Origin of the sequence: Limosilactobacillus reuteri, assembly GCF_020785355.1 — a bacterium.
In the GTDB taxonomy this organism is placed as follows: Bacteria; Bacillota; Bacilli; order Lactobacillales; family Lactobacillaceae; genus Limosilactobacillus; species Limosilactobacillus reuteri_I.
In genome coordinates, this window is record NZ_JAJGVH010000074.1 from 54,180 (window position 1) to 80,801 (window position 26,622).

Genomic DNA, 26,622 nt, shown 5'->3' on the forward strand with positions numbered 1-26,622 from the left:
TTTTCTAATCTCGCCATTTTTTAATACTGAATCATAAAATCAAACCGTTGATGCTCTCCCGTTAAGCGATTAACATGTCGTTCCATCACTTGACGTCGTTGTCCAAACATCATCCAAACGGCAATTCCAATAAATACTACTAATTCAATTCCCGTCCCAATCCAATCCTGAACTGTTACTTTGCCAGTCATCAACGTTGAATCAGAAGCAATAAATGCCGTCCAATCTAATAAGAAGTGCATTAACATTGCTAGCCACAATTGACCAGTATAAACATAAACGGTTGCAAAAAATAGTCCAATACCAGCTGCGCTAACTGCTTGTAAAACAGTCATTGACCATTCTTGAGGGCCATAGTTGGTAAGATGAACAATTCCGAATAAAATTGAACTCGTTGCCAATGCCAACGGAAGGCGTTGCTTAACATTGCGCCAAGCATAAAATAAGATGCCCAGAATAGCAAAACGGAATAAGGTCTCTTCCATTACCGCAGCTTCAAACGCCGAAAGGGTAAAATCCCAATTAGCACGGTGGAGCCTTGGCATTTCTCCCGTATTTAAGGCCATAAAGATAATATCAACAACAACTAATCCAGCAAATATCCCCCAATTAAAATCACCGCTCCAGTGTGGTTTTAATCCTGGCCATGATAAATGCCACGTCCGCATAACAGTTGTCGTAAGAATAAAGAAAGCAACTGCGCCAACTGCACCAGTGGATAATGCTAATAATAAGAAGTGGTTATCAACCAAGTCTGTTGGTAAGGCAATCAATGGCGTGAAAACCACCTGAGCTAACCAGGCAATAAAGATTAGTCGTTCGATGCTCCAATGCATGAACTCACCAATTACGCTTGCAAAGGGTGCAAACATTATAAAGTAATAAAAAATCATCATTGTCACAACGCCCCGGGATGGTAAATGTAATAGAACAATAATTTCTCGAACCATTACATCCCAGGCAAACACTAAAATTATCGGCTGGGCAATTACCTGCAGCCATGCATTCAACTTCTTAACTAGCAAGGACACATTAGGCAAGAGTTCAAAGACTAAACCAATTCCTAAAATAATAACCATGATCAATAATGCTAATGCAACGGTCTGACGATTAAATTCATAATTACGAATCATCATCATCGCTAAAATGACCAGGGTCGCCCCAATTTGAACCCGGTACCAGATCCTTAGATAATCGTTTCCGGTCATTTTTCCTCATCCTCTCTGGGAAATATAAAATAATTGCTAAATATGATCATACCAAACAATCTCCTTAGTTTTAAGAACAAATCTTCTTTTTTTAGTTTAAACCACAAAAGAACTTGCAGGCAAAAAAACCGCAAGTTCTTTTATTGTTTATTTTGTGTTTCCAGTTGCAACTGGTTGTTTCTCTTTGCCATTCTTCTTTTTAGAATGTTGCTGAGATTTCCGGTGGGAATGATTATTTTGTCGTTCGCTTTTATGTGCTTGATTATTTTTATTGTTTGGTCGACGATAGTGTTGATTTTCTGAACGATTATTGCCGTTCAAGATTGTCACCATCGGAATAATCACAGGACGACGACCAGTGCGATCATAAAGCAATTTTTGCAAACGACTGATAATTGTCCGGTTTAATACCCGTTGATCAATGTGTTTGTGATTCTTAAATGTATTAAGGATCGCCCAGAATACTTCATGATTGGCTGCCTTAATCAGCTCTTGTGACTCATGCATATAAACAAAGCCACGCGAAACAATATCAGGCCCCGCAACAATTTGGTAATCCTTTAAGTCGACAACTGCAATCGCTGTTACGACACCTTCTTCTGAAAGTAAGCGCCGTTCGCGAATTTCTGGATTTCCAACTGTATCTCCTGCATCACGACCATCAATATAAACATCACTAACACTATCAATATGGTCCGCCACTCGACAAGAGTCTTTCGTAAGAGCTAAAACATCCCCATTTGCAAGGACAAAGCTATTTTCCTCTGGCACACCAGTCATCTCAGCTAACTTGGTGTGAATTTTTTGCATTCGGTATTCACCGTGAACCGGCGCGAAGAACTTAGGCTTCATTAACCGTAGCATAAATTCTTCATCGACTTGACCACCGTGTCCTGATGTGTGGATATTATTAACATACCCGTGAATTACATTAGCCCCGCTTTCTTCAAGCTTATTGATAAGGGCATTAACACTAGTAGTATTTCCCGGAATTGGGTTACTAGAGAAGACAACTGTATCTTCTGGCTGAATAGTAATTTGACGGTGAGTACCATTAGCAATCCGACTAAGGGCTGCCATTGGTTCACCCTGCGACCCAGTACACATGATCAATACTTTCTCTGGTGGGTAATTGTTAATTTCATTTTGATCAATAAGCGAATCTTTAGGAATGTTAAGGTAACCTAATTCTTGACCAGCAGTGATTGCATTTTCCATACTGCGACCAAAAACCGCAATCTTTCGACCTTGTGCAATCGCAGCATCAGATGCTTCACGCAACCGATAAACATTAGATGCAAATGAAGCAAAGATAATGCGTCCCTTAATTCGTTCAAAGATCCGGCGAATATGGATATCAACCCAGCGTTCAGACTTTGTAAATTCTGGTCGTTCAGCGTTTGTACTATCTGACGTTAGGAGGAGAACCCCATCATCCCCTAATTTAGCCATTTGTTGAAGATTAGGACCTGGTAAATTACCAACTGGTGTTAAATCAAACTTAAAGTCACCAGTCTGGACAATTGTTCCTTGAGGAGTATGAACAGCAATTCCCAAAGTGTCAGGAATTGAGTGGGTCGTACGGAAGAAGCTCACCCATAACTTCTTAAAATGAACTTCATCAAATTCATTAATTTCATGCAATTCAGCATTTCTTAGCAAGTGTTTTTCTTCCAGTTTCCCTTTAATTAATGACATTGCAAAAGGTCCAGCATAAATAGGCGCATTGACCTTTTGTAAGAAGAATGGTAATCCTCCAATGTGGTCTTCGTGACCGTGTGTGATAAAGATTCCCTTAATCTTATCTTTATTTTCAATGAGGTAATCATAGTTTTGAATTACGTAATCTACCCCTAGTAATTCATCTTCGGGGAATAAAACTCCACAGTCAATAACAATAATTTCATCTTGGAATTGTACACAATACATATTTTTACCAATTTCACCAAGACCACCCATGGCGTAAAAGGCAACTTCATTGTTTTTAATCTTTAATTTTGTCATAATACCTTTCCTTTTATAGATTTTTTATCATGTTAATTAACGGAATTTAAGTAAGCCAAAAGAACCGCTTTGTTTTGGCAAGGTCGGTTATTGATATTCATTTTAATATTGGCACTTAATCTTAATTATTTAATCCGTACGTAAAACTAACTATTATTTTACCACATCTACAAAATTGAAGGTAGTAATTGCCTAATCTTCTTCTGGTAGCTGTTCCTCTTTTTGTTCCCAAGCCTTCATCCAATCAACAACTGGTTCCCCATCTTTATAAAATTTAACATTAGGCAACGCTGTTAAAATTTTTTGATAAGCTGGTTTACTTAGCCGCGTGCTTACATTAACTAATTCTTGATGACCCATAAACGCATTATCGCGCAAGATTTGATTAATTGTAGCCATTAGTTCATTTGATACTTGTGAGCTAAGGATCTCTAAACTGCCCCTACGATATTGATCAACATAAAAATTAATAAATGAATTAAGGGCAACTTCTTTAGCATCCTCGCTTAACTCACTATAACTCAAACCTGTTGTAGCCAATTGTTATTCTTCCTTTCTCAAATTAATTTACTTTGGTTATCCTCTACATTCTAACCTTAACACAAAGTTTATTATCCGTTAATTTTCTTTCCGATCCCGAATACGAAGACTAGTCTTATCACCATTAATCACTGCATATACTTCTTTTGTGGAATCTTCAGCTAATGAGCCCAGCTTAACTTCTCCACTATCTTCCCCGGTTTGTTCTACTTCTTTGATGCCATCAGTAATAAAACGAGTAAAAATCTTATGAAGCTCGCGCCGTTTTCGTTCCTTTTTTACAGCCATCGCTAAAGTAAAACCTTGATCCAAAAATACTTTAATCGTTAATACCTGAAAAATTGTTGGAAAACTAAAATAGTGATTTTTATTCTGCTCATCTTGTTCCGATTTAATATAACCCTTTTTCTCCCAGTATCTTAGTTGACTAGTAGAGACACCAGTTACACGTGCTACTTCACTCATACTAATCTTTAATTGTTTACTAGCGATCATTTTTCTAATTTTTTCAGAAAGCGGATCCATTATTTTCCTCCAAAGTGTATATTTCAATCATAAATTACCAAAAATTCGATATCTTTGTCAAATTATTTGACAAAGATATCGAATAGTATTATATTTTTCACATTGTAAAAAACGTAAAGGAGGATTCTATTAGTGAATCAAGAGCAACAACCTGTTGATATTAATGGTCAAACTTATAATCGTTCCTTAATGATCTTCGTCCTATTAATTGGAGCTTTTTGTACCATTTTAAACCAAACTATTCTTTCAACAGCCTTTCCCGCATTAATGGATGCTTTTAATATTAGTACTGCCACAGTTCAGTGGTTAACTACTGGTTTCTTAATGGTTAATGGGATTATGATCCCCGTAAGTGCCTATTTAACCAGTCGTTTTAATACTAAAAGTCTTTTTATCATTGCTATGTCAACCTTTGAAGTTGGGACAATCTTAGCATGGATTGCTCCATCGTTTGCCGTTTTATTAGCCGGTCGTCTTATCCAAGCGGTCGGAGTAGGAATTAACATGCCCCTAATGCAAAATATTATGCTGACTGTTTATCCTCCTGAGAAACGTGGTGCTGCGATGGGAGTAAACGGCTTAGTTATTGGATTAGCCCCAGCAATCGGTCCAGCTCTATCTGGATGGGTTATCGATAGTTATAGCTGGCGGTGGCTTTTCGGAATGATCGCCCCCATTACTGCTTTAGTTATCATTGTTAGTTTTTTTGCAGTTAAAAATGTTATTCCTAATAAAAAGCCGCATCTTGACTGGCTTTCTGTTGTTATTTCAACATTAGGATTTGGGAGCATGCTTTACGGATTCTCAAGTGTCGGTGATAAGGGGTGGACAGATCCAGTTGTCCTTTCAACCATTATCATTGGGGTGATTTTAGTTGGAATTCTAATCATGCGTCAAAACAAGCTAGACGATCCGTTCCTTGAATTCAAGGTCTTTGAAAGCAAAGAATTCTCCCTCGCAACTATCCTTAGTTCAATTGTAATGATGGCAATGGTTGGGGTGGAATTCGTCATCCCTCTTTACCTTCAAATCATTCATGGAATGTCCGCCTTCCATTCAGGTCTTACCCTTTTATTTGGAGCCCTTTTCATGGGAATTATGAGTCCAATTACTGGGAACTTATTTGACCGTCACGGTGCTAAGCGCTTAGCCTTTACGGGAATGTTTATCTTAACTGTTGGAACAATTCCTTTTGCCTTTATTACTCGTGATACCCCAACTATTTATATTGTCTTCTTATATGCAGTCCGAATGTTTGGTATTTCGATGGTAATGATGCCAGTTACTACGGCCGGAATGAATTCTCTTCCTTACAATTTAATCTCGCACGGTACAGCTGTTAACAATACCATTCGTCAAGTCGCTACTTCTGTGGGAACAGCGATCATGATCTCTGTTTTGACAAATATTACTAATAGCAATCGACCTGCTCATTCACTGCTGACACAATCCCCATTGCAATATAAAGCAAAGATGTTTGATGCTACTTTGATGGGGTACCATGCAGCATTCTGGTTTGCAATCGCCTTCTCACTCATTGGTTTATTCCTTACATTCTTTGTTACAAGTGGTAATGGAATTCACCTCCGCCTTGATAGCGAAGACATTGCAGAACCAACTGATAAAGGAGGGATGAAGTAATGGTTATTATTTTAACTTTTCTAGGAGCACTTGCCTTTTTTGCTTGCATGATGTTTATTCAGCAAAAAAGCCTGCGAATTATTTTAGCTACACTCACGGGAATTATCTTTGTGGGCTCAACTCTTTTGATGACACTAAATTACAGTCACCATTTTGGAATGCAAAAAGTTACGACAACAACCACCAAGCGTATTTACTCTGCTTCAAATTCCTCAATGCCCCTGGCAATTTATCAACCGGTTGGTAAAAGCGGCCGCGATGATGTTTATATTTATAACACCAAAGTTAAACAAAAAACGCCTAACCATACCCAAGCAAACGAATACACCACTAGTCGAATTAAATGGACTAATGGTTCTACCCCTCAGCTCGTAACAACTGAGACGCGCTGGCAATATCGTAATGATTTTTATAAAGTCCTATATGCATGGTCAGGAATGAACAATACATTGGTTAAGCGAACTAACGTGTTAGAATATCCACGAATGTATGTTAAACTCACAACGAGTCAGGCAGCTAAACTTGCCAGAGTTGCTAAATCTGCTACGGGAGCCAAATTACAAGCACAAGCAGCAGAACAAGGACGCGCTTTTGTTACATCAAAGGTTCAAGCAGCAATGGCTAAGAATCCTAACATGACTGCTAAACAAATTCAAGAAGTATCAGCACAAGCAGAACAAGAATTTCAGGCCCAAAGCGTTCAACAAATTTTAAAACAAGTTAAGTAAAAAAGTAGAGACTAAGAGAAAATTAAACTCTAGTCTCTACTTTTTTATTTAATCTAATTCAGAAAAGACTGGTGGCAATTCTGAGGTAAATGTCATCTGTTTAAGCGTAAAAGGATCGTTAAAGCTAATTTTACTTGCATGAAGCAACTGATGATCATATTTACTAGTATCGCCGCCATAAAGATGATCACCAATTAGGGGATGACCAATAGCGGCAAAATGAACCCTAATCTGGTGTGTGCGTCCAGTGTGGAGCCTTACCCGCACTCGTGTCCACTTTGCGCCTCGTTCTTCAACCCAATACTCGGTCAAAGCACGTTGCCCATTCTCGTCAATTACCCGTGCAGCCTGCCCATCCTTTCTTCCAATCGGCTTGTTAATCTCGCCATGCTCGTCCATAACCTGTCCTTCTACTAAAGCGGTATATTCCTTCAGCATTTGATGTTGCTGCACTTGCTGACTGATCATACTGGAAGCAATATGATGCTTAGCGATAAGAAGTAATCCCCCCGTAAAGCGATCCAGTCGTGTAATTAAATGAGGACGGAGATCTGCAGAATTATTTGCGATTAAGTATCCCTTTACCCGATTTAAAACTGTATCATTTTGAACTGTTAGTCCTGGGATAGAAGTCACACCTGCTGGCTTATCTACTACCAACCAATTATCATCTTCATAAACAATATTTAAGGGCTCATTACTAATTTCAACAGTATCATCAGCTAATTCTGGCTGAGCCTTAATGGTTAAGGGCTGATTAGGAAGAATCTGAGTTGTTGGCCGTACCTTCCGATGATCAACAAGAAATTCTCCTTCACCGTTTTTAAGATCGTTAAACAAACGATGTCCCATCCCCAATGACTGAAGATATTTCTTTATTTTAATCGGTTCGGTTCCTCGGTATATCCACGTATTTTCCATCTTAATTTCCTCCATCAACATTGCAAAAGATACAAAAAAAGAGCTAATGACCTAAATCACAGCTCTTTAATATTGAACGGTCCGTACGAGACTCGAACTCGTGATCTCATCCGTGACAGGGATGCGTCCTAAACCAACTAGACCAACGGACCAACTTGACAACAAATAAAAGTATACGAGATTTCTCAAAATTAGTCAACAAAAATTTGTAATTTATTTTTGATTTTTCGTTTTTCCTATCTATACCGCAAAAATTCCCAATAGTTTATAATGAAAGTACTAGCTATTATTAAGGAGGAGTTTTTAATGCAGCAGTTGGGCAAACGCCTATTAAACTGGTGGTCTAAGTATTCAAAAGTCATAAAAGTAGTGTTCGTAACTTCAGTCCTAGTCTTTGTTATTCTCGCTTTAGGTAACTTTTTTAAAACAGTTAAATGGCATGAAGTAGGAGTTGGCTTAGCAAACCTGTCTTGGGAAAGCATCATCCTACTCCTAATTACCGGATGCATCGCAGTCATCCCCATGTTGGGGTATGATTTTGCAATCACCCATTTATTACCCGGGAAATTTAAGAAATCATATATTATTCGCTGTGGATGGATTACTAACACTTTAACAAATATTGCCGGATTTGGCGGAATTCTTGGTTCTACTTTACGAGCATACTTCTATCGAAAGAACGCAACTAAGAAAGAGATTCTGCTTGCTATCTCTAAAATCGCTGTTTTCTTACTCTCTGGTTTATCTGTTCTTTGTTGGGTAGCTTTGATCATCATGTTTGTATTTCACGATGGCGGCCACTTTAACCAATACGCACTTTGGCTTGTGGGGGGCGGATTATATTTCCCAATCGTTTTTTATTTTACTGTTATTCATAATAGTAAAATATTTAAGGATATTACGCCAAAAGTAGGAACCTTTTTAGTTACCAGTTCAACTTGTGAATGGCTATTTGTCGCACTTTTCTTCTTATTAGTCGGTTGGTGCCTAGGCGTTCGGCATAACCTTATTAGCGTTCTGCCGTTATACGTTGTTGCCCAGGTTCTCGGGGTTCTCTCAATGATTCCGGGGGCGCTTGGTTCGTTTGACCTTTTAATGATGTTAGAACTGTCATTACTTGGCGTTTCCCAAACTACCTCTGTTATCTGGCTATTATTATTCCGAATTTTTTACTACATCGTTCCATTAATTATTGCTGGGTTCATGTTCTTGCATTCGCTGGCATCACAAGTTAACCAGTTCTTTGACGGATTGCCATTACTAATGGTCCGCAAACTTGCTTACTATTTAATCACAACATTTATGTATGTTTCTGGAATTTTGATGCTTATTACTGCCTCAATTCCAGACATCACAGCGCAAAACAAAATTATTGCGCACCTTTATCCCTATACCTTCTTCTTCCTTCACCAATTGACAACCATCTTATTTGCACTTGCTATGCTTGCCTGTGCCCGCGGTCTTCAATCAAAGGTGAAAAAAGCATACCTTCCCACTTTAATATTATTGGTAATTGGAATTGCTAATACCATTTGGAATCTGGGAACATTGAGCTTAACAATTTACCTCGTCATCGTTTTGATACTTGTTTTGCTCTCTCGCCATGTGTTGTACCGGAAGAAATTGGAATACTCAATTGGAAAATTCGCAATTGATAGTTTTATCTTCGCTGGGGCTTGTATCCTCTATGTAATTGTCGGTGTTATTAATGCTCCTCAATATTCCAGCAAGCATCACATCCCTGATTTCCTATTTTTCCCTGGTGAAAAGATTTGGATTTCTGGACTCTTCGGATTAATCCTCGGCCTCTTATTAATTTTCATCATTCTGCGTTACTTTATGGCCGGGACTGATCCGTTCAATATCCCAAATGTATTTGATGCTGAACGGATCCGCAATGTTATTAAAGAATATGGAGGAAATGAAACTAGTCACCTCGCTTTCTTAAAAGATAAAAGTATCTACTATTACAGTGTTGACGATCATGATAAGCTCTTTTTCATGTATCGCCGTAAATATGATCGCTTGGTCGTAATGGGCGATCCAGTTGGAGATAAGGATAGTTGGCGACCAGCTCTTCGACAATTTGTCTTAGAAGCTGATAAGTATGGCTATCAGCTTGTCTTTTATGAAGTCTCCAGCGATATGACAATGCTTCTTCACGAATTTGGCTTCGACTTTATTAAAACCGGTGAAACTGGCCTCGTTAAGCTGGCAGACTTTACGCTTGCTGGTAAGCGACAACGATCACAACGAGCATTGATGCATAAATTTGATCGTGAAGGCTATACCTTCTCTGTTGAAAAGCCACCATTTAGTAAAGAATTAATGCAAGAGATGAAACAAGTCTCCGATAGCTGGTTAGGAAACGAAACAGAAAAAGGATTCTCTCTCGGTTTCTTTGACTCCTACTATATTAATCAAGCACCTGTTGGTATTATCCGTGATAAGGAAGGCAAAATGGTCGCCTTTGCAACGTTTATGCCGACAGGGGGTAAAAAGATTTTAACAATTGACCTCATGCGTCATAGCAAAGATGCCCCTTCTGGAATAATGGATAAAATTTTCATCAGTATGTTCCAGTATGGTCAGGAAAACGGCTATACCTACTTTGACCTCGGAATGGCGCCTCTTTCAAATGTCGGGGAGTATCAATTTAGCTTTATTGAAGAAAAAGCTGCACACTTCATTTATGAATATGGATATCATTTGTATGGCTTTCAAGGATTACGGCGATACAAGGATAAATATGCGACAGTTTGGTATTCACGTTATACTGCCTTCCGTAAGAAGAATTCAATCATTGCCACAATGATGATTTTAGTTAGTGTCGTTAACCAACGTGTTGATCAGCAAAACCACCGTTCAATCTTCTGGTGGTTGATTAAATAATATAATTAAGGGTGAGGAAAAACTTTTCCGTTTTTCCTCACCCTCTTTACTTTTTTCGCCTATTTTTGATCCATCAAATAATCATATAGCATCTCATGCTTAATCTTATCAGTGTTGTATCCTAATACCTCTGCAATCTGATAAGCAAAGGCTAAGGCAGTTGCGGGGCCACGACTGGTAATGATTTTTCCGTCATTATCAACAACCGTAATGTCCTCTTCAAAATTTGCTGTTGGGGCTACCTTAGCAATTTCCTCGTTAATTCCCGGGAAACAAGTATAGTTATGATTATCAAGCAAACCATACCGAGCCAAGGCAATCGGAGCAGCACACATTGCGGCATCCCACTTATTTTCTGCGTTGCGTTTTTGCATCAATTTCATCAACCTATCATTATCGCGAAGCTTTTGGGCACCCCCGCGACCACCAGGAAAGGCCACCACATCATAATCGAGGAGCCGATCACTCATTACCTCATCACAAGTTAATTCAATTCCGTGAGCGCCAGGAACATGAAGATCCTCTAGTCCGACCATTGTGGCTTCAATCCCCATTCGCCGGAGAACGTCCACAATTGTAAGTCCTTCTACTTCTTCACAACCTGGTGCAAACACTACAGCAACTTTAGCCAAAATATCACCCCATCAATTATTAATTGTTGCAACTACCCGTTTCATTACACCCTTTGCTTCTGGAATTTGATAAAGCGGGTAAATATGAAACAGTCCACGACCCGTATATGAGTTTACAGTAATCCCAGCGTCACGCAATTTTTGAACAAACAAGGTCACATCAGGATACATTATTTCCCTTGTCCCTACAAAAACAGTCACATCGCGCAACTGATCAAGATTCCCATATAAGGGACTTAAGCGATAGTCTTGATGATCTGTATCACCGGCCCACATCGTACCAATTTTTCGTAAACCGTTCACTGCTAGTGTAACATCTTTATCCTCATATTTGCTAATGAGGGGATTTGTGAGGTCAAGATCGAGCCAAGGAGAAAATAAGATGAGGTGACCAGGCTGTGGAAGCCCCTTTTTACCAAGATATTCACAAAAGCCAGCTGCTAATCCTCCACCAGCTGAATCGCCCATAATAGTTACTTTACTAGCAGGCATAAGGGTATAAATTTTACTATAAAGACTAGCAATTTCTTGGTAGGCAGTACGGTAAGTAGCATGCGGAACCAACGAATAAATCGGGACATAAATCTTCGCATCCGTGGCGATTGCCAACCGATTTAAATATTGCCAATGAGTCTTATCGGGACGCTGAATATAGGCTCCCCCGGTTAGATACATGATTACTCGTTGATTATTTCCGTGATTATTTAAGACATATGTTGTTACTTCCTGTTCTTGACGCTGAACATCAACCGTCATTACAGCAGCAGGCAAGTAGTAATCAGCCTCGTTGTCAACCCATGCGTTCCCCACCAAGGCATTAAACTTATTATTTTCTGCAAGATCGTTTTTAAATCCACTTAATTGAATTCCCATTTCAGTAAAGGTTGCTTTACTAGAACGATGAGCACCACATCGTCGTAACTCTCGCAAACTATTCTCAAGATTATTAGCCAAATGACTAGCAATTTGAGTATTAAATTTCTTTATTTTCTCCACTGAAACGATCGCTCCTCATTTAAAATCTTACTATTATCCTATCATGATTTAAGATTTTGTGTCTTTAAGATTACCTAAAGCCATTAGCTCGCGTTGATGACAATGGTTTTGCCAGCCTAAAACCACAACTAAAACTAAAGCAATAACGATTAAAATCACTGCCGCAATGATAATGTCGCGATACCCATTATAAAGAATCGTACGCAGGGTTGGTAAAAGCTTATCTGGAAGACTACTAGCAGTTTGGGCATTGGATAATTTATTTAGCATTCTTAAGGTAATTCCGTGGTGCGTTTGAACACCCTGGAATAGCTCTTGGTTAAGAATAACTCCATACACCGCGGACATAAGGGTCTGACTCAAAATTCGCAATAAGTATCCGAGTGAAGTAGCAATTGGCACATCCCGTAATTCAGCATCTGTTTGAACATTAATCTGTAAAATATTAAAGACAAGACCAACACCAAATCCTTCAAAAGCACCCATGAATAAAATAAGCCAGAATGGTGTTTTTTGTCCCCCAATCATTATTCCTAAATAGGCAATAAAAATTGAAGCCGCACCACAGGTAACAATCCAGTATTTTCCCCATCGTTCCTGTAATACTGGCACTAATTCTGAACCAATAAAGTTAGTAACCGCCCCTGGAATTTGCGTCATTCCGCCAAGCAGCGCACTTAAACCTAAAATTCCCTGAGCCCACATTGGAATATAAGTGACAAATGCAATAAAGGAACCCCAAATTATGACGAACAAAGTAAAATCAATTACTAGTTCACGATTTTTAAACAGACGGCTAGGAACAATTGGGTCGACCGCCTTACTGTCAACTTTTATCATTCCGCCAAGCAATAAGAGACCAACAACTAATAAACAGCCCACTACTAAGCCAGAAGCTGAACCAATTAATTGAACAGCTACTAAAATCATTACTAAACTGACTACCAATAAAGTCGCTCCAAGATAATCAACCGGCTTACCAGCAGCTTGCTTTTTCACATTCTTATAGAACAGACTAATAATGGTAATCGCAATTAAGGCAATCGGCACATTAACATAGAAAACCCAGTGCCAGCTCAACGCGTCAACAATCCATCCACCGAGGAGGGGACCAATAATCGAAGCAGTTCCAAAACAAGCACTGGCAATTCCCAATACTTGAGCTCGTTTTTTTAGGTTGTCGTACAATTCAGCAAAAACGATAAACGGGATTGTATTCATTCCTCCAGCACCAATTCCCATTACAGTTCGCGCGATAATAAACCATAAAATATTAGGGGCTAATCCTTGAAAGATGGCTCCGACTAAAAACATGGAGGTAGCAGTAATATAGGCTTGCTTGTTTCCCTTATGCTCACCAAACTTACTCCATAACGGGGTTGCAACAGCCATTCCCAAAAGAAAAGTTGCGATGATCCACCCCATATATTGCAACCCATGAAGGTCACTGGTAATAGCTGGCAAGGCCGTATTTACAATCGTACCATCCATCCCCGCCATGATGTTAGATAGTAACAACGCCCCAGTAACAATTGTTCGTCGTTGTTGTAATTCCACTTTTTCATCCCCTTTAATTCTCTCCGTACTAAAGAGGATGGAACAGAGCATCTAAGTGCGTTGTCCCATCCTCTTGAATTACAAACTGTTTTCCATTATACGACCTTAGGCATAAAAAGTATAATGGTTATTTTTTCATTTTCTTAATATCCTGCCCTAACTGTTGCCAATCTGCTTTAATAGTAGGCTCCAATCGGCGGGCATAGAGTACTGCGGCCGGATGATACATCGGCATAATCCAATGCTTATCAGTCGTCAACTCATAACCATCATGCGCATCATTAGTCCGTTGAATTTTTTCGTGGAGAAGTTGCCCATGAAGCTTACCAATATTAGCCTGACTACCAAGCAGCCGTTGTAAAGCCGTATTGCCAAGCGTAACAATAATTTTCGGCTTAACTTGAGCTAATTCCCAATCAAACAAAGGGGCAAATGCTAAGACTTCTTTTTTAGTTGGCGTCCGATTTGGGTGTTTTTCAATTACTTCACCCGTCTTCTTATCGACTGCTTTCTTAATACTATAAGGCCGTTGACGAACTACACTGGTAATATAAACGGTTGAACGCGAATATCCGATTGATTCAATCAATTTCATCAGTTCTTGACCGGAAGCACCAGAAAAAGGAATATTTACCTTTTCTTCGTGACGACCAGGAGCCTCTCCTACTAACATCAAGTCTGGATTAAGTGGTCCTTGACCTGGAGTAAAACCTGTTAATTGTCGATCCTTTGTTTTTTCTTTTACCTCTGCCAGGAGTGTTGGCGGATATTCTGCAATCATGTTCTCAATCTCCTATCCATTATGTCGCCACTTAGAATCTGTAAGAATACGAGCAGCGATCAATCCCATTGGCAAGAATACAACAATCATAAGCGCCTTGGTCATCCAAAGCGTTCCTACACTAATCGAAGTTAAACCGATATTATACATTGCCCGATACATATAAAGTCCCGGGACCATAATAACAATCGATGGAACCGTGATTGAAATTTGTGGATATTGAATTTTACGTTTAACAATCGATGCCAATAACCCAGCAACTAACGCCCCTAAAAATGCGGCTGCTCCTGCCGGTATTCCGGTCAAGTCCGTTAATTCTAAGCGTAAGGTATTGGCAATCGCACCAATACAACCGGCAATAGCTGCCATTTTAGGCGTACTGTTAAACATTATTGAGAAGCCAAATACTCCACAAAAGCTGGCTGGCAGCCGGAGTAAAAAGAGCATTAATGCAGATAGCGGCAATGCTTGAAAATTCTCAGGACGGAGATTAACCATTAATGCTACAATCCACCCAACCAATGTAGCAACTGTAATAATTGCGATTGCATAGGTCATCCGTTCAAGCCCAGACCGCATATCAAGTTTTGAAATATCAAGGCCACTAGTAATAAATGGAAATCCCGGAATAATAAACAGCATTGCGCCGATATACCCTGCTTCATGACGCGAACTTACATTAAACGTTAATTGCATCAAACTTAAAGCCAGCAGGTAAGAAAGACACGCAACTGCAACCGCGACCGCTACTCCCGCAAATAAAGTAATGTGATGGTCAATCATCTTACGACGGACATAGTTTCCGAGGCCAGCCCCGATAAAACTACAAAACATTTCAACTGGTCCACCACCGAGTAAAAAGACGAAGGCGCTGCATGCCAGAGCAGCTGCTAGTCCTACTTGGTAAGGAGCGTAATTCCCTTTTGAGTGAGCGATTTCTTCCAACTGGGAGTGGATTTCTCCAATTGTCATCTCACTCCCATTCTGATCAAATTCTTTAATAAATCGCTCCATCTGCGAAAGTTTTGTCGTATTTACACTTGTGCTTGGCAAAGATATTGCCTGCGTGTAACTATGGTGGGCGTCCATACAAGTATATTCGAGGGAAACTAACCCAATATCGACCGAACAAGTCATTTTCAACGTCCGGGCAACTGTATTCATTGAATCACGAACTCGCCATGCCCCCGTTCCATAAGACAGCATCATTAATCCAATTCGCCCGACAATCGCTGCTCGTTCTACTAAATTAGCCTCATACGCAGGGGTGAAATTATCATTTGTAAAAAAGTCATGCCATGGAATCGCCATATGATGCTTATCAGACAAATGTTCAGTCGGCTCAAAATCATTCGCTGAGATCTCTTTATCCTTACTCAAAACCCATCCAGCTCCTCTTATCAATTCTCTTAACTATTTAATTATACGGCGGCTGTCAAGCGACGGGAGTGATTTCCTTTAATTTAGTGATTAATTGCTGTTCATCATCGCTTAAAATGTAATCCTCCCGTGTGGCAAGCGAAATAAAAAACTTTTCCGGAATTGGGTCTTTAATATCGAGGGCGACAATTCCCGGTTCATCCTTTACCGCATCTTTAACCATCAAACTAATTCCCTTATTTTGCCGTACTAACTCTTTAATCCAGGAAACATTTGGTACCTTATAAATTGCCGTTTGTGGATTAATTTGGGCATAGGTAGAATAAGCTTGAAAGGCAGCTTTATGGACATATTGCTGGTCATAATTAATAAAGATTTCGTTCGTTAAGTCTTGAAAACTAACCGCCTTTTTCTTTGCAAGTGGATGATCAGCACTTACGATGATACTAAATGGTCGCGCAGTTATTAATTCCGCAAAAATACCGGTTTGATCAATTGGCGCAATTGAACCCAGCATGGCAATATCGATCTTTCCCGCTTGTAATTCACTTAGCAATTCATGAGACCCCACAGAAACGATTTTTATTCGTTGAAGAAGCTGCTTAGAAAGATTGCCGATAATGTGTGAAATATACATTTTTCCAATGATTGGCGGAAGACCGAATTTTATTTGTCGTTGATCGGACCGTGCTATTTCTTGATGGGCAATGTCTATTTTTTTATTTATCGCCAACGCTTTTTCATATAGTAACTGCCCACTGCGCGTAATCATTTCATCCCTATGAACACGATCTTTGCGCACTAATTTTGTGTCAAATTCTTGCTCAAGGCGACGAATTGCCTGGGTAATACTAGGTTGAGAAACATTAAAATACTTTGCTACTTGCGTATAATTTTTTAATTTAACTAACATGGCAAAGTATTGCAAATCACGAGTATTCATCGTCTTAACCCTTTCTATGTCGAAATAATATCTTTATCTTACGTCAATTAAGTATTCATTTGCAATTAAGATTCTGAATATTCTTATAATGCTTGTATTCATCTTTGGCCTAACAAAAAAACTACTTGGCAAATTTCACCAAGTAGTTTTCTTTTAAGATAAATTTTTACCACATTCCAATAACTTTCATCCAAAGACTACCAATACCGATCCATACGACAAGGTAGAAAATACCAAGGACAAAGTTTAATGACCACCACTTCGATTGTGGAACATAACCTGAACCAAAGAGAACAGGAGCTGGACCAGAAGCGTAGTGAGTAGTAGATGCCATTAAGTTACCGAAGAAACCAAGCATCAAAGCTGCAAGCATTGGTGGAACATGAGCTGAAATAGCAACAGCCAAGAATGCACTATACATTGCAGTTACGTGAGCAGTAGAACTAGCAAATAGGTAATGTGAGTAGAAGTAAGCAATAATTAAGATCACTAATACCAAAATCCAGTTCATACCGTGAAGCGAGTTACCAACAGTCTTACTCAACCATGGAATAAATCCTAAAGTCGTCAATTGACCGGCCATCATAACAAGAACAGAGAACCATGTCAAAGTGTTCCAAGCTCCCGTTTCATGAAGAACATCTTGCCAACTTAACACACCACATAAGAGTAACAACCCTAATGCGATAAATGCAGCAAGTGTTGCATCGATCCCGATAAAACTTCCGACAATCCAGAGAACTAAGGCAATAACAAAGATAACAGCCATTAATTTTTCTGGTAAAGTCATTGCTCCCATTTTAGAGAGTTCGTCTTCTGCCCATTGCTTAGCATTAGGAGTTTCCTTAATTTCAGGTGGATACATTTTGTAGATCAACCATGGAACAATGATTAAGGAAATAATCCCTGGTACCAAGGCAGCTAAGAACCAACCAACCCAAGTAATGTTTACACCATTACTCTTGGCAAGTGTTTGAACCAATGGGTTAGCGGCCATGGCTGTCATAAACATTGCTGCAGTAATCATATCACCATGATATTCAGCAAAAATCAAGAAAGAACCAATCTTACGTTCTGTTCCCTTCTTAGGATCTGAACCAAATGATTGAGACAATGATTCAATGATTGGGTACAAAACACCACCAGCACGCGCAGTGTTACTTGGTGTAGCTGGCGCTAAAATCAAATCAACACCGATCAAGGAGTAAGCAAGTCCTAAAGTCCGCTTACCAAATGCCTTAACAAAGTTCAATGCAATCCGCCGACCAAGTCCGGTCTTAATGAATCCCCGGGCAATGAAGAAGGCCATTGCGATCATCCAAATCGATGCATTCCCAAAACCAACAATTGCTTTTTCCATTGGAACTGTTTTTGTTAAAACAGTTAAAGCAAAAGCAATAATTGAAACACCACCAATTGGAAGTGGACGGGTAATACATGCAATGATTGTAGCAACAAACAAAGCAAACATATGCCAACCAGCAACTGGAACGGCAGCCGGTTTAATAGGAGTCATAAACCATAAAATCAAGCCAATAATAACAGGCCAAATGAACCCCTTATAATTTACACTTTCTAATTTTTTCATTTCCTTATCCCTTATATAGTTAAGTAATTAATTGATAATTGCTCTAGGCAGTTTCTCACTGCCCATTATTTTTTACTTTAAGCCACGGGCGTAAACAGTTACTTGTTGACCTGCTTGACGTCCAAAGACAATTGTTTCTGCAATTGAGTTACCACCAACACGGTTATTACCATGCAAACCACCAGCAACTTCACCTGCAGCATATAATCCCTTGATTACATCCCCATTACCATCAAGCACTTGAGTCTTTGTATTAATATGAATACCACCCATAGTGTAGTGAATTGCAGGTGCAATATGAATTGCGAAGAATCCTGGCTTAGTAATTCCACGATCCATTCCTGTTGTCCGATGGAATTCTTTATCATCATGATTTTCAACAGCTTCATTCCATGTGGCAACTGTCTTCTTCAAGTTCTCAGGATCCATGTTGAGGTTCTTTGCAAGATCTTCAATCGTATCACCATGAACAACAAGACCGACTTTATCGTAGAATTCAATTGCCTTAACATGATCACGAATACCTTGATCAAAAATCAAGTAAGCACTGTGTTCTGGAAGGGAAGTAATTGCATTGGCACAAATCTTTCGGGTATTCAATTCGTTAACAAACCGGTTACCTTCAGCGTTAACCATAATTGCCCCTTCACCACGGACAGCTTCACCAATTAAGTAAACATGAGGGTTATCTTGTTGAACAGTTGGGTGAACTTGCACAAGGTCCATTTGCATTAATTCACCGCCAACGCCTTCAGCAAGCTTCAAACCATCACCAGTTGCTCCTGGTTGGTTGGTAGTCTTGTAATCAGCAAGGTCTGGGCGGAACCGCTTCATGTATTCCTTAGAAGCACCGAATCCACCAGTAGCTAAGATAACAGCCTTTGCGTGAATGGTTTTAATCAGGCCATCAGCATTAGCTTCAACACCGATTACCTTACCTTCATCATCTTGTAAGAGCTTGTTAACTTTAACCTTATTAAATACTGGAATGTTTTCCTTTTGAACAACTTCCAATAAACTCTTTACTAAGAAACCACCAATTGGCGCCATACTTGCTGGACGGTGAGTACGCTTACGAGACATTCCACCAGTAATTGTAATGTCATCAAGCTTAATCCCATGATCAGCTAACCAGTCGATTGCTGGGGCTGTATGATATACAAAGTAACCTAGCATATCCTTATCGTTTAGACGTCCACCATCTTTGTATGTTTCGTGGTAAAAGTCAGCAACGTTATCAATTACTCCATGTTGTAATTGCACGTTGGTTTCAGCGGCATTCATTCCTGAAGAAGCTCGGTTGGTATTTCCCCCAAGTTCTTCTTCCTTTTCAAGAACAACCGTCTTCATTCCCAATTCGTTTGCTTGAATTGCTGCGGAAAGACCTGTTCCACCAGAACCAATTACAATAACATCGTAATCATTATCTAATTTACTTACAGATAATGGTTGGAATTTTTCAGCCATGATATTGCTCTCCTTTTAATTCTTAATTTTAAATACATTAACAGTCAAAAAGAGTGGAACAAGTTCTTTTTATTGCTTATTTCCACTCTTGCCAAAATTGGCATTACTTTTAACTCAATTCTTATTTATCTCGATCAACGTTGGTCATCTTAAGCATGTCCATCCATTCATCGTATTGTTCTTCAGTAAGCTTACCGGACTTCAAAGCAGCTTCTTTTAATGTGCTACCAGCTTTATCAGCAGCTTGAGCAATCTTAGCACTGTCATGGTAACCAATGTGTGGTGACAAAGCAGTAACAGTCATCAATGAATTATCAACTAATTCTTCCATCCGCTTTTCATTAACTGTCATTCCGTGGATCATCTTGTCAGCAAATCCAGTAATTGTTCCAGTTAATAAGTCAGCTGATTCGAGGAATGCATCGATCAATACTGGCTTGTAAACATTCATTTCGAAGTTACCTTGTGATGAAGCCATTGTTACTACAGTATCGTTACCGAATACCCGTAAAGCAGCCATTGTTACAGCTTCTGCTTGAGTTGGGTTAACCTTACCCGGCATGATTGATGAACCTGGTTCGTTAGCTGGGATATTTAATTCACCGTAACCTGCACGAGGACCAGAAGCCAAGAAACGAATATCTTGAGCAAGCTTGAACATGTCGGCTGCTAACGTCTTCAAAGCACCGTGAACAACATCCAAACCAGAGTGGTTAGCTAAACCGTAGAACTTGTTTGAATCAGCAGTCAAGTTTAAGCCGTAAACTTCACTAAGCTTTTCAGCAATCTTTTCAGGCATTCCTTCTGCAGCATTCAAACCAGTACCAACAGCAGTACCACCAATTGCCAATTCATCTAATGTTGGTTCCAAAGTTTTAATGTAATCAAGGTCATGTTCTAAGGAAGCAATATAACCAGAAAGTTCTTGACCAAATGTCAATGGAACTGCATCTTGCAAGTGAGTACGTCCAACTTTAACAGTCTTCATGTACTTCTCTTCCTTAACCTTTAATTCATCAATTAAGTGTTGAACAGCTGGCTTCAACTTATCAAGCGCTTCTAAGGCAACCACATTCATAGCAGTTGGGAAAGTATCGTTTGAACTTTGACCCTTGTTAACATCATCATTTGGCAAGATTTCAATGTCAGGGTTAATTTCATGAGCCTTGTGCGCAACAACTTCATTAGTGTTCATGTTGGTTTGGGTACCAGAACCAGTTTGGTAAACCTTTAATGGGAAGTCCTTCCGCAATTCTTCATCACTTAATGCGAGTAATTCATCAATCGCTTTAACAATTAAATTACCCTTTTCTTCAGAGATAGCTTCAGTTTCCATATTAGCTTTGGCCGCTGCCTTTTTAATGTTCAATAAAGCACGGATGATTGCTAATGGCATGTATTGACCGGTTGGGAAGTTATTCCGGCTCCGTTCTGTTTGTGGTCCCCATAATGCTTCAGCAGGGATTTTAACAGGACCTAACGTATCTTCTTCAGTACGGTATTCTGACATCTCAAAAACCTCCAATATATTAATTGAGCAATTTTATCTTGTGAAATGTTACACATCATTTACACGTATATCCTACCTTGTAAGTAAAGCTATAGTCAAATCTTTAATTTTCAATAAATTTCACTTATAGCTATTGCCTTACCAACTGTTATAATAGCTTTTTTCAATCGTGTTTGCAAAAATTTCACAAACTTCGATACAAAAAACACCTAAGATTTTTTAATTTCTTAGATGCTTTTCTATTTTTGTCTAATAATCTGGTTTTATTATTCACAAAGGTACAAGCTGCTTGATTAATATTGAGGCTTCCAAATTTTTTCTGCTACTGCCTTCTTTGCATCGGTAATTCCGTCGCCGGCTAGGCCTTGATCGATAGCAGATTCGGCTACTCGTTCAGCCACTCGCTTAGAAAATTCTGTTAACTTAGAAACAGGAGGTAACACCGCTGCGCCTGGCTTTTCCGGATCAACTAAGCCACTTAAAGCATGAGCAGCTGCTGCTAACATATTATCATTTAGCACTTTAGCTTCAGCAGCCAAGGCCCCAAAACCAACTCCAGGATAAATTAACGCATTGTTAGCTTGTCCGATTTGGTAAACAGTTCCGTTATATTCAATATCTTTAACCGGAATTCCCGTTGCGATTAATGCCTTTCCATCAGTCCACTTGAGAAGGTCGGCTGCTTTTGCCTCTGCTAACTTAGTTGGGTTAGAAAGTGGGAAAATAACAGGCCGTGAAGTATGAGCTGCCATTTCCTTTACAACCGCTTCATCAAAACTGCCTGGTTGAGTGGATGTACCAATCATTACTGTTGGGTGCACAGCCTTAACAACAGCAAGTAAATTAGTTAATTCATCAGCATTAGCAAACTCGCTCCGTTGACGGGTAAATGGCTTTTGCTTTGGTGTTAAGCCTGGCGTATCGTCAAATAATAATCCTTGCTTGTCAACAAGGTAGAAGTGCTTCTTTGCTTCTTCGGGTGTCAGGCCTTGACGGAGCAATTCGTCATAAAGCATCTTAGCGATTCCCATTCCAGCGGTCCCTGCACCGAATGTTAAGAATGTTTGGTCCGTTAACTTTTCTTTTGAGATATTCATGGCTCCTAGCACACCAGCTAAGGCAATAATCCCGGTTCCTTGAATATCATCATTAAAGGTCAAAATCTTATCCTGGTATTTATCAAGAATCCGTGCAGCCGTTCCCCGACCAAAATCTTCAAAGTGTAATAAACTCTTAGGGAACAATCCTTCAACTGCATCAACAAACTTATCGATAAAGTCAAAGTAAGGTTGTCCCTCAACCCGCTTAATTCGATTTCCTAGGTAATTAGCGGACTTCAACAATTTTTCATTATTAGTCCCTGCATCAATAGAAACCGGGAGAACTTGGGATGGATCAATTCCAGCCGCTGCCGTGTAAACCATTAATTTTCCAACAGAAATGTCAACCCCATTTACACCCCAGTCGCCAATGCCAAGGATTCCTTCAGCATCTGTAACAACGATAAGGCGAATATCACGACCATCAGCGGCATCAGCAAGTTCCTCTTTAATTAAGTCCGGATGCTCAATGCTCAAATATGCAGCATCTTGCGGCTTAATGTAACGTTCATTATATTGCTCAATCGCCTCAGCAATTACGGGATCATACACAACCGGCATAAACTCCGCAATATGTTTTTCCATCAAGTAGAAGAAAAGCGTACGGTTAGTATTGAATACCTCCATCAATAGGTGACGTTGTTCAATCCGTGAGTTCTTAGATTGATATAACCGGTAGATTTCGTCTGCCTGTTCCTCAATCGTTCTTACACAAGATGGTAACAAGCCTAATAAACCATACTTTTTTCGTTCTTCAATTGTAAAAGCAGTTCCCTTATTCTTAAAGGGATCATTTAACATTTGCATTCCTTTACGCAACATTATCGCCTATCCTTTACCTTTTATCTGTTTCAACAATCTTAGGGTAATTCCAGCGCTAGTTTATAGTCAAATATATGCTATGATATAAATAAAATTGATAGTACCCATTATAATTATTGGCAGAGAGGCATTTACTATGAAATTAAACGACCTAAAATATTATCAAGCACTAGTAAAATATAAAAATTTTTCGCAAGTTGCAGCAAAATTCAATGTCAGTCAACCTACTATTACAATGGCTATCCAACGACTAGAAAAAGATTTTGGCACGTCATTTTTTGTTCGTGACCATGTCCATAAACAATTGCATATTACGCCAACCGGGAAGCAATTTGCCGTTCACGTTGACGTTATTTTAAACGAATTAAGGATTGCTCACCAAGAAATCAATCAAGCTGAATCATCCAGTATTCGCTTTGGGTTGCCACCTATTATCGGCAATTACTACTTTCCGCCATTGACCCCGCTATTAATGCGAGAAGGCCTTTTAAGCCACTTGGAAACCTCTGAGCATGGTTCTAAGGAAATTCTCAAGATGCTTAAACATGGTCACCTTGATTTGGCATTGCTTGGATCGCTTAACCCCCTAAAAGAAGTGGGGCTAAAAACCACTGAACTAGCTGAGTATCCCTTTAAGATTATCGTTAGCAAGCGCCATCCCCTCGCTGCCAAAAAGGAGATTGATTTTGCTACTCTCAAAAATGAACGCTTTATTGTTCCTGATACTGAATTCTTTCATGAGCAAGCTTTTAAGCAAATCTCTCATTTAGCTCATTTTCGTCCCCAAGTCATCTACCGAACCGCTGACATTCACGTTATCAAAACCATGGTTGCAGAAAATCTTGGAATTGCTTATTTAACAAGTTTGGCGATTACTCCAGAAGATAACATCCATTCATTAAATGTTACCAGCCCGTTAAAACAATCGTTCCGTCTTTCAGCTGTTACCCGTTCAACTGAACTATTAACAGCCCCCAAGCAAAAATTATGGGATCTCTTAACTGCAAAAAAGGAATGACAAATAACCATCTAATGAGGTGGCTATTCGACACTCCTTTTATTACTTTTCTTTTTCAATCTTAATTGTTTTTATAATAACGTCTTTCTTAGGCTTATCCATCGCGTCCCGCTTAACCTTGCTGATCTTTTCGACAACATCCATCCCGGATAATACTTGACCAAATACGGTGTGGTGGAAGTCAAGCCACGGTGTACCGCCATGTTTTTCGTAATAATCAATAATCTCCTGGGGATACCCAATTGCCTTCATTTGATCAATCATATTTTCTGGAACATGTTCATTAGTGACAATAAAGAATTGACTGCCATTTGTGTTCGGACCAGCATTAGCCATTGAAAGAGCACCAGTGAAGTTAAATAGCTCTTCAGAAAACTCGTCTTCAAATGGGTGACCATAAATACTTTCGCCACCACGTCCGGTTCCAGTTGGGTCGCCACCTTGAATCATAAAATCCGGAATAACCCGGTGAAAAATTACATCATCATAATAATTTTTCTCTGCTAATTTAACAAAGTTTTCAACCGTTTTAGGTGCGTACTTTGGAAAAAGTTGGGCCGTAATTGTTCCCATTGTAGTTTCAATTACTGCTTTTGGTCCTTCAACCTCATCCAATGATAATTGGGGATATTTCATAAATAAAGCCTCCTCGTATTCTATAAATATATCCTTACGGATTTTGCTACATTACAACTTGTTTTCTGGTCACCGCATGATAACCTCTAATTATCATTGGCTTTGGTCAACTGGTATAGGTTAATACCTCCTGTAGTTTTTAACTACTTATGAAGTCTGCCGCCCAGCCAATCTACTGATTTTCGAACTCACATGCTGTATCGATTAGATAGTTTACTAATTCAGAGTAGGATTAGGTGCAGCTTTAACTCTCTAACCAATGAATACTGATACTTGCGAGGATGTTTTTAGTGATTGTAATTAGGGGCTATCATGCAGTGATCAGATTAAGACCAGTAAATTTTAATGAAAGGAGGCCATTCCAATGAAACTTTTTGTCGGTATTGACGTTAGCTCAAAAGATTTAGTAACTTCAATGATTTCTGAAGAAACAACTGAAGTTGTTTTCCATGGTAACTTTGTTAATGATTTGAAAGGCGCAACAGAATTAAAAAACATGATTATCGATACGGCGAATTCAAATCATCTCGACCAAGTTGTGATTGGCATGGAAGCCACTTCCATTTACAGCTTTCACCCAGCAATGTTTTTCCAAGAAGACTCGGACCTTAAAAAGTTCAATACACAATCCGTGGTTATCGATCCTAAGAAAACTAAGCGCTATCATGATGTCTTCGCTGAAGATAAAAATGATCAAATCGACGCTTTTTACATTGCTGACTTCCTACGTGTTGGACGCTATTCAGTAGGGATTGTTCGTCAAGAGAACTACATTGCCCTGCAACGCTTAACGCGTTCCCGATATGAGCTTGTTCAAAGCTTAGCTCGGGCTAAGCAACACTTTATTGAGAACCTATACTACAAGCTCAATAAATTAGTAATTTCTGATGAACTGAATACTTCTATCTTTGGTTCAACGATGATGAGTCTGCTAACTGAAGATATGACTACTGATGACTTACTTAATCTTTCGATTACTGATTTAGCCGATTATCTGAATGAACACGGCCGGGGTCGCTTCGCGAACCCTGAAGCCTTGGCGAAAATAATTCAAAAGGCAGTTCGTGCTTCTTATCGTTTAGACAAAGTAATTGCTAATTCAGTTGATACAGTTCTCTCCGTTTATGCCGAGGAAATTAAAGCTTTTCAGAAGATGATTAAAGACCTCGACAAAGCAATTGAGAAAGTAGTTCAAGTAACTGATGAAGAACAGATTTTGCGCTCCATTCCCGGAATTGGACCAGTATACGCTGCTGGTATTTTAGCTGAAATTGGTCAAATCGAACGATTTGATAATGAAGCTAAATTGGCTAAATATGCTGGGCTTTCCTGGCGAGAAAAGCAGTCCGGAGCTTACGCTAGTGATAATACTCCGCTCAAGAGAACTGGTAATGCTTATCTTAGATACTATTTGGTTGAAGCTGCCAACAGAGTTAGAATCCAAGATCCAGTTTTTGGTGAATATTATCGGCGTAAATATCAAGAAGTAAAGCATACCCCATCAAAACGCGCTCTCGTCCTTACCGCACGTAAACTTATTAGGGTGATTTTCTTCCTACTCAAAAATCATCAAATCTATCAGGAAAAGAGGTAATTGGTATAGGAAGATAAACTGATTCTCGACGCTTAGCTTTTAAAACACCTTGGGATCAAGGCTTATTTAAGTGCGTCAAAAATCTGGTCAAAACAAGTTTGTCAGTGATAATTTTATCTTGACTTATTACCACATGACT

At 39.3% G+C, this 26,622-nt stretch carries 21 protein-coding genes and 1 tRNA gene; 5 read left to right on the forward strand and 17 right to left on the reverse strand.

Going from position 1 to position 26,622, the window contains the following annotated elements:
* Positions 1 to 20: 20 nt before the first annotated feature.
* The 4 genes from LMB56_RS06020 to LMB56_RS06035 form a co-directional block, all read right to left on the reverse strand.
* Positions 21 to 1,208 (reverse strand): CPBP family intramembrane glutamic endopeptidase, encoded by a 1,188-nt coding sequence (locus LMB56_RS06020; protein ID WP_122481523.1) that lies wholly within the window; start codon positions 1,206 to 1,208, stop codon positions 21 to 23.
* A gap of 147 nt (positions 1,209 to 1,355) precedes the next feature.
* Positions 1,356 to 3,212, reverse strand: a complete 1,857-nt coding sequence (rnjA, locus tag LMB56_RS06025) for a ribonuclease J1 (protein ID WP_122481524.1) — start codon at positions 3,210 to 3,212, stop codon at positions 1,356 to 1,358.
* Between the two features lie 192 nt (positions 3,213 to 3,404).
* Positions 3,405 to 3,752, reverse strand: a complete 348-nt coding sequence (locus LMB56_RS06030; protein ID WP_229273943.1) for a DUF3368 domain-containing protein — start codon at positions 3,750 to 3,752, stop codon at positions 3,405 to 3,407.
* Between the two features lie 78 nt (positions 3,753 to 3,830).
* Positions 3,831 to 4,277, reverse strand: a complete 447-nt coding sequence (locus LMB56_RS06035; RefSeq protein ID WP_035161615.1) for a MerR family transcriptional regulator — start codon at positions 4,275 to 4,277, stop codon at positions 3,831 to 3,833.
* A gap of 132 nt (positions 4,278 to 4,409) precedes the next feature.
* Here LMB56_RS06035 and LMB56_RS06040 point away from each other — a divergent pair, with 132 nt between their 5' ends.
* Positions 4,410 to 5,918, forward strand: a complete 1,509-nt coding sequence (locus LMB56_RS06040) for an MDR family MFS transporter (RefSeq protein ID WP_003668833.1) — start codon at positions 4,410 to 4,412, stop codon at positions 5,916 to 5,918.
* Entirely contained in the window at positions 5,918 to 6,646 is a 729-nt protein-coding gene (locus LMB56_RS06045; RefSeq protein ID WP_229277672.1) for a DUF4811 domain-containing protein, read from the forward strand. Before LMB56_RS06040 ends, LMB56_RS06045 begins: the two co-directional genes overlap by 1 nt.
* Positions 6,647 to 6,694: 48 nt before the next feature.
* On the opposite strand, the gene LMB56_RS06050 is transcribed toward LMB56_RS06045, so the two are convergent.
* Positions 6,695 to 7,567 (reverse strand): RluA family pseudouridine synthase, encoded by an 873-nt coding sequence (locus tag LMB56_RS06050; RefSeq protein WP_229283546.1) that lies wholly within the window; start codon positions 7,565 to 7,567, stop codon positions 6,695 to 6,697.
* A gap of 77 nt (positions 7,568 to 7,644) precedes the next feature.
* A tRNA-Asp gene (locus tag LMB56_RS06055) sits at positions 7,645 to 7,719 on the reverse strand.
* Positions 7,720 to 7,873: 154 nt separating this feature from the next.
* Here LMB56_RS06055 and mprF point away from each other — a divergent pair.
* Positions 7,874 to 10,459 (forward strand): bifunctional lysylphosphatidylglycerol flippase/synthetase MprF, encoded by a 2,586-nt coding sequence (gene mprF / locus LMB56_RS06060; RefSeq protein ID WP_229283545.1) that lies wholly within the window; start codon positions 7,874 to 7,876, stop codon positions 10,457 to 10,459.
* A 59-nt stretch (positions 10,460 to 10,518) separates the two neighbouring features.
* Here the strand turns inward: mprF and LMB56_RS06065 are convergent, their stop codons facing one another.
* The 10 genes from LMB56_RS06065 to LMB56_RS06110 form a co-directional block, all read right to left on the reverse strand.
* Entirely contained in the window at positions 10,519 to 11,091 is a 573-nt protein-coding gene (locus LMB56_RS06065) for a DJ-1 family glyoxalase III (RefSeq protein ID WP_229283544.1), read from the reverse strand.
* Between the two features lie 12 nt (positions 11,092 to 11,103).
* Positions 11,104 to 12,087, reverse strand: coding sequence for an alpha/beta hydrolase fold domain-containing protein (locus LMB56_RS06070; protein ID WP_229279123.1), 984 nt, complete (start codon positions 12,085 to 12,087; stop codon positions 11,104 to 11,106).
* 48 nt (positions 12,088 to 12,135) lie between these two features.
* Positions 12,136 to 13,695: an MFS transporter gene (locus tag LMB56_RS06075; protein WP_229283543.1), complete on the reverse strand. Its 1,560-nt coding sequence runs from the start codon at positions 13,693 to 13,695 to the stop codon at positions 12,136 to 12,138.
* A 76-nt stretch (positions 13,696 to 13,771) separates the two neighbouring features.
* Positions 13,772 to 14,425 carry a uracil-DNA glycosylase gene (locus LMB56_RS06080; protein ID WP_229282108.1) on the reverse strand — a complete coding sequence of 218 codons (654 nt, stop codon included), beginning with the start codon at positions 14,423 to 14,425 and terminating at the stop codon, positions 13,772 to 13,774.
* 12 nt (positions 14,426 to 14,437) lie between these two features.
* Entirely contained in the window at positions 14,438 to 15,805 is a 1,368-nt protein-coding gene (locus LMB56_RS06085; RefSeq protein WP_229283542.1) for a threonine/serine exporter family protein, read from the reverse strand.
* A gap of 55 nt (positions 15,806 to 15,860) precedes the next feature.
* Entirely contained in the window at positions 15,861 to 16,748 is an 888-nt protein-coding gene (locus LMB56_RS06090) for a LysR family transcriptional regulator (RefSeq protein ID WP_003664640.1), read from the reverse strand.
* A gap of 166 nt (positions 16,749 to 16,914) precedes the next feature.
* Positions 16,915 to 18,336, reverse strand: a complete 1,422-nt coding sequence (locus tag LMB56_RS06095) for an anion permease (protein WP_003674937.1) — start codon at positions 18,334 to 18,336, stop codon at positions 16,915 to 16,917.
* A gap of 72 nt (positions 18,337 to 18,408) precedes the next feature.
* Positions 18,409 to 19,803 carry a flavocytochrome c gene (locus tag LMB56_RS06100; RefSeq protein ID WP_122481538.1) on the reverse strand — a complete coding sequence of 465 codons (1,395 nt, stop codon included), beginning with the start codon at positions 19,801 to 19,803 and terminating at the stop codon, positions 18,409 to 18,411.
* A gap of 121 nt (positions 19,804 to 19,924) precedes the next feature.
* Positions 19,925 to 21,313 carry a class II fumarate hydratase gene (locus LMB56_RS06105; protein ID WP_229283541.1) on the reverse strand — a complete coding sequence of 463 codons (1,389 nt, stop codon included), beginning with the start codon at positions 21,311 to 21,313 and terminating at the stop codon, positions 19,925 to 19,927.
* 293 nt (positions 21,314 to 21,606) lie between these two features.
* Positions 21,607 to 23,235 carry a malolactic enzyme gene (locus LMB56_RS06110; protein ID WP_229283540.1) on the reverse strand — a complete coding sequence of 543 codons (1,629 nt, stop codon included), beginning with the start codon at positions 23,233 to 23,235 and terminating at the stop codon, positions 21,607 to 21,609.
* 136 nt (positions 23,236 to 23,371) lie between these two features.
* On the opposite strand from LMB56_RS06110, the gene LMB56_RS06115 reads away from it, so the two are divergent.
* A complete protein-coding gene (locus tag LMB56_RS06115; RefSeq protein WP_228341978.1) occupies positions 23,372 to 24,253 on the forward strand; it encodes a LysR family transcriptional regulator in 882 nt (293 codons plus the stop codon).
* 42 nt (positions 24,254 to 24,295) lie between these two features.
* Here LMB56_RS06115 and LMB56_RS06120 read toward each other — a convergent pair whose 3' ends face one another.
* Positions 24,296 to 24,889: a peptidylprolyl isomerase gene (locus LMB56_RS06120; protein ID WP_229282120.1), complete on the reverse strand. Its 594-nt coding sequence runs from the start codon at positions 24,887 to 24,889 to the stop codon at positions 24,296 to 24,298.
* A gap of 364 nt (positions 24,890 to 25,253) precedes the next feature.
* Here LMB56_RS06120 and LMB56_RS06125 point away from each other — a divergent pair, with 364 nt between their 5' ends.
* On the forward strand, positions 25,254 to 26,483 hold the full coding sequence (locus tag LMB56_RS06125) for an IS110 family RNA-guided transposase (protein ID WP_229282092.1): 1,230 nt from the start codon (positions 25,254 to 25,256) through the stop codon (positions 26,481 to 26,483).
* The last annotated feature ends 139 nt before the right edge of the window (positions 26,484 to 26,622 follow it).

What these genes read in the sequence shown, in the direction of transcription:
- LMB56_RS06020 (WP_122481523.1), bottom strand. Translation starts at nt 1,208, where the DNA reads ATGACCGGAAACGATTATCTAAGGATCTGGTACCGGGTTCAAATTGGG.
- rnjA (WP_122481524.1), bottom strand. Translation starts at nt 3,212, where the DNA reads ATGACAAAATTAAAGATTAAAAACAATGAAGTTGCCTTTTACGCCATG.
- LMB56_RS06035 (WP_035161615.1), bottom strand. Translation starts at nt 4,277, where the DNA reads ATGGATCCGCTTTCTGAAAAAATTAGAAAAATGATCGCTAGTAAACAA.
- LMB56_RS06045 (WP_229277672.1), top strand. Translation starts at nt 5,918, where the DNA reads ATGGTTATTATTTTAACTTTTCTAGGAGCACTTGCCTTTTTTGCTTGC.
- LMB56_RS06050 (WP_229283546.1), bottom strand. Translation starts at nt 7,567, where the DNA reads ATGGAAAATACGTGGATATACCGAGGAACCGAACCGATTAAAATAAAG.
- mprF (WP_229283545.1), top strand. Translation starts at nt 7,874, where the DNA reads ATGCAGCAGTTGGGCAAACGCCTATTAAACTGGTGGTCTAAGTATTCA.
- LMB56_RS06075 (WP_229283543.1), bottom strand. Translation starts at nt 13,695, where the DNA reads ATGCTCTGTTCCATCCTCTTTAGTACGGAGAGAATTAAAGGGGATGAA.
- LMB56_RS06080 (WP_229282108.1), bottom strand. Translation starts at nt 14,425, where the DNA reads ATGATTGCAGAATATCCGCCAACACTCCTGGCAGAGGTAAAAGAAAAA.
- LMB56_RS06090 (WP_003664640.1), bottom strand. Translation starts at nt 16,748, where the DNA reads ATGAATACTCGTGATTTGCAATACTTTGCCATGTTAGTTAAATTAAAA.
- LMB56_RS06095 (WP_003674937.1), bottom strand. Translation starts at nt 18,336, where the DNA reads ATGAAAAAATTAGAAAGTGTAAATTATAAGGGGTTCATTTGGCCTGTT.
- LMB56_RS06100 (WP_122481538.1), bottom strand. Translation starts at nt 19,803, where the DNA reads ATGGCTGAAAAATTCCAACCATTATCTGTAAGTAAATTAGATAATGAT.
- LMB56_RS06105 (WP_229283541.1), bottom strand. Translation starts at nt 21,313, where the DNA reads ATGTCAGAATACCGTACTGAAGAAGATACGTTAGGTCCTGTTAAAATC.
- LMB56_RS06110 (WP_229283540.1), bottom strand. Translation starts at nt 23,235, where the DNA reads ATGTTGCGTAAAGGAATGCAAATGTTAAATGATCCCTTTAAGAATAAG.
- LMB56_RS06115 (WP_228341978.1), top strand. Translation starts at nt 23,372, where the DNA reads ATGAAATTAAACGACCTAAAATATTATCAAGCACTAGTAAAATATAAA.
- LMB56_RS06120 (WP_229282120.1), bottom strand. Translation starts at nt 24,889, where the DNA reads ATGAAATATCCCCAATTATCATTGGATGAGGTTGAAGGACCAAAAGCA.
- LMB56_RS06125 (WP_229282092.1), top strand. Translation starts at nt 25,254, where the DNA reads ATGAAACTTTTTGTCGGTATTGACGTTAGCTCAAAAGATTTAGTAACT.